This is a genomic window from Actinomadura roseirufa, from assembly GCF_900659635.1.
In the GTDB taxonomy this organism is placed as follows: domain Bacteria; phylum Actinomycetota; class Actinomycetes; order Streptosporangiales; family Streptosporangiaceae; genus Spirillospora; species Spirillospora roseirufa.
Window position 1 is genome coordinate 1 of the sequence record NZ_CAACVB010000366.1, and the last position, 6,230, is coordinate 6,230.

At 72.5% G+C, this 6,230-nt stretch carries 7 protein-coding genes; 4 read left to right on the forward strand and 3 right to left on the reverse strand.

Annotated features, from left to right (window positions below; all coding sequences use genetic code 11):
• Positions 1-332 precede the first annotated feature (332 nt).
• Complete coding sequence (locus E1291_RS37910; protein ID WP_131742868.1) at positions 333-1,097, forward strand: thioesterase II family protein; 765 nt, start codon at positions 333-335, stop codon at positions 1,095-1,097.
• Between the two features lie 139 nt (positions 1,098-1,236).
• On the opposite strand, the gene E1291_RS37915 is transcribed toward E1291_RS37910, so the two are convergent.
• From E1291_RS37915 to E1291_RS37925, 3 genes are read right to left on the reverse strand one after another with little or no spacing between them, the layout of a single operon-like run.
• Positions 1,237-2,838 carry an ABC transporter permease gene (locus tag E1291_RS37915; protein WP_131742869.1) on the reverse strand — a complete coding sequence of 534 codons (1,602 nt, stop codon included), beginning with the start codon at positions 2,836-2,838 and terminating at the stop codon, positions 1,237-1,239.
• A complete protein-coding gene (locus E1291_RS37920) occupies positions 2,835-3,758 on the reverse strand; it encodes an ABC transporter ATP-binding protein (RefSeq protein WP_131742870.1) in 924 nt (307 codons plus the stop codon). Before E1291_RS37920 ends, E1291_RS37915 begins: the two co-directional genes overlap by 4 nt.
• 36 nt (positions 3,759-3,794) lie before the next feature.
• The gene (locus E1291_RS37925) at positions 3,795-4,472 is read right to left on the reverse strand and encodes a TetR/AcrR family transcriptional regulator (protein WP_131742871.1); all 678 of its coding nucleotides are present in this window, start codon (positions 4,470-4,472) and stop codon (positions 3,795-3,797) included.
• 384 nt (positions 4,473-4,856) lie between these two features.
• On the opposite strand from E1291_RS37925, the gene E1291_RS37930 reads away from it, so the two are divergent.
• The 3 genes from E1291_RS37930 to E1291_RS45290 all read left to right on the forward strand — a co-directional run.
• Positions 4,857-5,075, forward strand: a complete 219-nt coding sequence (locus E1291_RS37930; RefSeq protein ID WP_131742872.1) for a hypothetical protein — start codon at positions 4,857-4,859, stop codon at positions 5,073-5,075.
• Positions 5,076-5,159: 84 nt separating this feature from the next.
• Positions 5,160-6,068, forward strand: a complete 909-nt coding sequence (locus E1291_RS37935) for a putative sugar O-methyltransferase (RefSeq protein WP_131742873.1) — start codon at positions 5,160-5,162, stop codon at positions 6,066-6,068.
• A gap of 62 nt (positions 6,069-6,130) precedes the next feature.
• Positions 6,131-6,230: NAD-dependent epimerase/dehydratase family protein (locus E1291_RS45290; protein WP_370771110.1), on the forward strand; the 100-nt coding region annotated here is incomplete at its 3' end.

Here is a 6,230-nt window from a genome sequence, read left to right on the forward strand (position 1 = left end):
CGGCGAGCGCCGCGGCGGGCACCGCCAGGACCAGCGCCCCGCCGGCGAGGCCGAGGGGAACCCGCCGGGTCCACGTCCGGCCGGGGTCGCGCCGCCGCTCGCTCGGTGCCGCGTCCTGGCCTGGTTCCCGCACGCTCATGTCCACTCCACTGCTTCGTCGGTGCCGTCGGGGCGGCACCATCGTCAGCGCGATTACTAAAGGTGCGCTAAAGCATTGTTCCGGCGGCCCGCCGCCGGAACGTTAGGGGAGCCTTACGGGTATCCACGGACGCTTGCGTTGATGGATGCTGTGCGGATAAGCGGACGATGCGAGAGGGAAAGGCTCCAGCGTGATGAAACGATCCCCTTCCACTGACCCGGCCCTGTGGGTGCGGTGTTTTCACCGGGCTCCCGAAAGCGCCGTCCGGCTCGTCTGCTTTCCGCACGCGGGCGGTTCGGCCAGCTTTTTCTTCCCGGTCTCCGCGCGGCTGTCCCCGGCCGTCGAGGTGCACGCCGTCCAGTACCCGGGCCGGCAGGACCGGCGCGCCGAGCCCAACATCGGCGACATCGCGGAGCTCGCGGACGCGATCCTGCCCGCGGTGCGCCCGCTGGCCGGCGGCCCGCTGGCGTTCTTCGGGCACAGCATGGGCGCCGTGCTCGCCTACGAGGTGGCGCGGCGGCTCGAACGCGAGGGCGCGGACCCGCTGGCCCGGCTGTACGTCTCGGGGCGGCGGGCGCCGTCCCGGCACCGCGAGGAGTCCGTTCACACGATGGCCGACGCGGCGGTCGTCGCGGAGCTGCGGCGGCTCAGCGGCACCGACTCCAGCCTGCTCGGCGACCCCGAGACGATCGAGATGATCCTGCCCGCGATCAAGAGCGACTATCGGGCCATCGAGACCTACCGCCACGTGCCGGGGCCGCCGCTGTCCTGCCCGGTCGTGGTGCTCGTCGGCGACGCCGACCCCAAGGTGACGATGGACGAGGCGAAGGCGTGGAGCGAGCACGCCACGGGCCCGTTCGACCTGAGGGTCTTCCCCGGCGGGCACTTCTACCTCGTGGAGCGGAGCGCGGAGGTCATCGAGCTGCTCGCCGACGACCTCGCCGCACCCGCGCGCTGAGCCGGGCCGCCGGCCCGGCCCGGGGGCGGGACGCGGCCCGGCCCCGGAGACGGCGAGCGCGCTCAACCCGCCGGTGGGGTTAGGCCGGCAGGTTGAGCGCGCGACCGGGCGGGGAACAGGCCCGGCGCCGTCGCGGCGGTTACGCCGCGCCGACGTCTCTGCGCCGGACTCCGGCGAGACCGGCGGCGGTCAGGGCGAGCGCGATGGCCAGCAGCCACGCGAGCGGCGTCACCGAGACGTCGCCGCCCGGGGTCCGCGGCACGTGCGTGAACGGGGAGAGGTCCAGCAGGCTCTGGTCGAGCTGCAGCGCCTCACCGAACTGGCCCAGCATGAAGAACAGGGCCAGCGCGCCCCAGGCCGCGACCGCGATCCGGGGGAGCAGCCCGAACAGCGCGAGCGTCAGGCCGCTCAGTACCCATACCGCGGGGAGCTGGATCATGGCGCCGCCGAGGACGCGCGGCACCTGGTGGCCGATGTCGCCCGTGTTCGCGCCGTGCACCAGCCCCGCCGTCAGGCCCGCGACCGCCAGCGCCGCGACCGGGCCGAGGGCGGAGAAGACCAGGTGGCTGACCACCCACTTGGTGCGGCTCACCGAGGTGGCCAGCAGGTACTCGGCGCGCAGCACCTCCTCCTCGGCGCGCAGCCGCAGCGCGGCCTGGATCGCGTACGCCGAGGCGACCAGCCCGACCGTGCCCATCACCGAGGCGAGGTAGGTGTCGATCAGGCCCTTCTGGCCGCCGATGCGGGCGAACATGTCGCGCAGCGTGTCGTTGTCCTTCATGAGGTCGCCGACGCCCTCGGCGATGCCGCCGAAGATCCCGCCGAGCACGACGAACGCGATCAGCCAGCCGAGCAGCAGGCCGCGGTGCAGCCGCCAGGCGAGGGCCAGCGGGGTGCGCAGGCCGGGCGAGGCCTCCGCCGGGCCGAGCCGGGCGGGGAGGATGCCGAGGCCGATGTCGCGCCGGGCGGACAGCGCGAAGGCCGCCCAGACGGCCACCGCGGTGAAGGCCGCGGCGAGCGCGAGGACCCAGAACCGGTCGTGCGCGAACGGGCTGAGCCGGGTCACCCAGCCGAGCGGCGACAGCCACGACAGCCACGACAGCGCGTTGTCCGAGCCGCCGGTGTCGGCGGCGAGCCGGATCAGGAAGAACCCGCCGAGCGCGCCGATCGCGATGCCGCGGGCGCTGCCCGCGTTCTCGGTGAGCTGCGCGGCCACCCCGCCGATCGCGGCGAACGCGCAGCCCGCGGCGGCGAAGCCGAGCCCGATCGCGAACGCGCCGCCGGCCGGCAGGTCGTTGCTCAGGCCGAGCCCGACCAGCAGCGCGACCAGCAGGTTCGCGGTCATCGTCACGATCAGCGCCGCGGCGAGCCCGGCGTGCCGCCCGACCACGGTCGCGGCGAGCATCTCGCGCCGGCCCGCCTGCTCGTCGGTGCGGGTGTGCCGGATGACGGTCAGTAAGGCGACCAGCCCCACCGCGACCGGGATGATGCCGACGCGCTGGGCCACGATCCCGCCCAGGCTGGTGTCGGGGAGCGGCCCGTACATCGCGAGGAAGGTCGGGTTCGTCCCACTGGTCGCGGCGTACTTCAGCCGGTCCGCGGCGGTGGGGTAGAGGTCCCGGTAGGAGGAGACGAAGCTGACCGGGATCAGCGCGACCCACACCATCCACGCGGGCATCAGCCAGCGGTCGCGGCGCAGGATGAGCCGGATCAGCTTCCCGGTGCCGGTCAGGGGACTCATCGGACCACCTCCGCGCCGTTCGCGCGGACCTCGCCGCCGTCGGTCGCGTAGTGCCGCAGGAACAGCTCCTCCAGGGTCGGCGGCTGGCTGACCAGGTTGCGGACGCCCGCGCCGGTGAGCCGGCGCAGCGTCTCGTCCAGGCTGTCGGTGTCGACCTCGCAGCGCACCCGGGTGCCCTCGATCTTCAGATCGTGCAGGCCGGGCAGCTCGGCGAGGCCCGAGGGCGGGTGCTTCAGCTCGGCGTCGATGGTGGTGCGGGTGAGGTGGCGCATCTCGGCGAGCGTGCCGGACTCGACCGTCCGGCCCTCGCGGACGATGCTCACCCGGTCGCACAGGGCCTCGACCTCGGACAGGATGTGGCTGGACAGCAGGACGGTGCGGCCCGCGCGGCGCTCCTCGGCGATGGACTCGCGGAAGGTCTCCTCCATCAGCGGGTCGAGGCCGGAGGTCGGCTCGTCCAGCAGCAGCAGCTCCACGTCGGAGGCCAGCGCCGCCACCAGCGCCACCTTCTGCCGGTTGCCCTTGGAGTAGGTGCGCGTCTTCTTCTTGGGGTTGAGCTGGAAACGTTCCAGCAGCTCGGCCTTGCGCGCGGGCTTGATGCCGCCGCGCAGCCGGCCGAGCAGGTCGATGACCTCCCCGCCGGACAGGCTGGGCCACAGGTTGACGTCGCCGGGCACGTAGGCCAGCCGGCGGTGCAGCTCGGTGGCGTCCCGCCAGGGGTCGCCGCCGAGCAGCCTCACCTGCCCGGCGTCGGCGCGCAGGATGCCGAGCAGCACCCGGATGGTGGTCGTCTTGCCCGCGCCGTTCGGGCCGAGGAACCCGTGGACCTCACCGGTGCGGACCGAGAGGCCGAGGCCGTTCAAGGCGGTCGTCGGCCCGAACTTCTTGACCAGTCCCGTGATCGAGATGGCGTCACTCATGCCGATGCTCCTGTTCTCGCTGTGGGGGTCCCCGGCTCAGCGCTCTCCGGGGGAAGGGTCGTACCGGGGCTTGGCGAAGCCCTCCCGCAGGGTCGCGGCGAGCTCCGGGCTGATCACGCTGTGGGAGTGGATGTCGAGCATGGCGAGGGCGACCTGGCGTTCGCCCTCGGTGGTGAACAGGTCGATGTCGAGGAGTCGGGACACATGGCGGTAGAAGGCCGGGATGCCGAGGGCCATGGCGACCATCAGCGTGGCCCGCAGCCGCCGGTCCACGACCGCCGGGTCGGTCCGCTGCCGGTCGGCGAGCACCAGCGACTGCTCGGTGATCTTCACCATCTCGTCGAACAGGGACGTGGCGGTGGCGGAGTCGTCGATCAGGGCGCGGGCCAGGTACAGCTGGTTCGGCTGCTGCAGCGAGCGCCACGCCTCGGCGGTCGTGTCGGAGTCGTGGAACCCGCCCTCGGTGACGATCTGGTCGTTGAACCGGCGGAGCTGGTCCAGCGCGTAGTCGTCGCACGCCTGCCGCAGGGACTCCTTGGAGCCGAAGTGGTGCCGCACCAGCCCGGGGGACACTCCGGCGGTCCGGGCGATCTCCCTGATCGTCGCCCGCGCGAACCCGTGCTCGGCGAAGTGCCTCAGCGCCGCCTCCCTGATCCGCGCGCGAGCCGTCAGGTCCTCGAACGCCGGTCCCGCCTCCCGGTCCGGTCTGGTCATGCGCACCCCCCGTTGTCACCGTACGTAAGGGGACCGTACCACACGCGCGTATAGCTGGCTATAGCGCTGTACAACAAACTGTCCCTAGGTATAGCTGAGGCTCCGGGGCCCGAGGCGAACCGGGAGCCGCGCGGGACCGGGGACCGGACCCCGCCGGCGCGCTCACCGCGCGCGCCGCCGGTCACCGGGGCGGCGAGTCCGGCCGCCGCGATTCGCCGTCCGCGGACGATCCGGACCGCCGATCTCCCGAAACTCGCCGGCGACCGTTCTCGTCGCTCTCTCACGCTGTTGTCCGTAGGGGGGAGGGACAGGGGGGATGAGGGGTTGCGATACCCCATGGCCAGCGGTGAATGTTTCGTATGTGAGGCAAAAAAGGAGCCGGCGGTGAACGCGCAGGCCGAGGCGAGGAAAACCGGTGGCGACGGCGCGTCCGCGGAGCCGCCCGGCGGGGTCGCAGGGCGTTCGGCCGCCGCGCACGCGCACCGCGAGCAGGCCGTGGAGCCGCTCGGCGCGACCGGGTTCGGCCCGCCCGCGGAGCCCCGGCACGGCCCGTCCTCCCGTAGCGAGATCGGCCGCGCGCCGATCATGGCACGCCGTCCCTGAATGGGCCGGTCCCTGGTTTAGGTCGCCTTTAGCGGGGTCGGAGACCCTGAGCTTCGTTCAGCGGCCGAAAAAGGGAGATACGAGATGGCGCGCAATCTTCAGGCCAGTCCGCAATGGGAGAGAATCCAGCAGAACTGGGTGACCGAAGAGGCGGCCGTCGACCTCGCCAACTTCAAATCCGATCACCGCAACTACAACCTCGCGCTGTGGAGCCCCGAGGCGAACGGGATCCGCTACCTCAAGACGCTGGTCCACAACCTCGCCGAGGGACTCGGCGACGACGACCGGGCGCGGCTCGGCAGGATCCGCAACCGGGACCTCGGCGACCCGCTCACGGTGCGCGTCGGCGGGCAGAGCGTCTGCCTGGACTACCTGCAGGCCGTGCTGGAGCTCGGGTTCATCGAACGGCGGCTCGACCTGGACGGCGCCCGCGTCCTGGAGATCGGGGCGGGGTACGGGCGCACCTGCCACGCCGTCCTGTCGAACTACGACGTCGCCGAGTACTGGATCGTCGACCTCACGAACACGCTGCGTCTCAGCGGCAAGTATCTCGGCGAGGTCCTGGACGCCGAGCAGTTCGCCAAGATCCGCTTCGTGGACGTGGAGGACGTCGACGAGGTCGTGCGGTCCGCGGGCTTCGACCTCTGCGTCAACATCCACTCCTTCACCGAGATGCTGCCGGACACGGTCCGCGAGTACCTCGACCTGATCGACCAGACGTGCACCGGCTTCTACGTGAAGAACCCCGTCGGGAAGTTCCTGGACAAGAAGCTGGACGGGCACCACAAGGGCGAGGAGGCCGTGCAGCTCGCGCTGCGGACGGGGCCGCTGCGCAAGGTGCTGGACGTCTTCGACGCCGAGGCCGTCGCGGCCGCGGTGCCCGACTACATCGCCGCGTACCTGCCGGGCGCCGGCTGGGACTGCGTCGCCGACGAGCGCGGGTACCCGTGGAGCTACTTCTGGCAGGCGCTCTACCTGAAGGGCAGCGCGTGACGGCGGAGCCGGGCGGTGCCCGGGGCGGACCCGCCGGCGCGGCGGCCCCGTCCCCCGTCGTCGTGCTCGGCGGCACCGGCTTCCTCGGCCGGCACGTCTGCGCGGCGTTCACCGCGGCGGGCGCGCGGGTCGTGCGGGTCGCCCGCAGCGCCCCGCGGGACG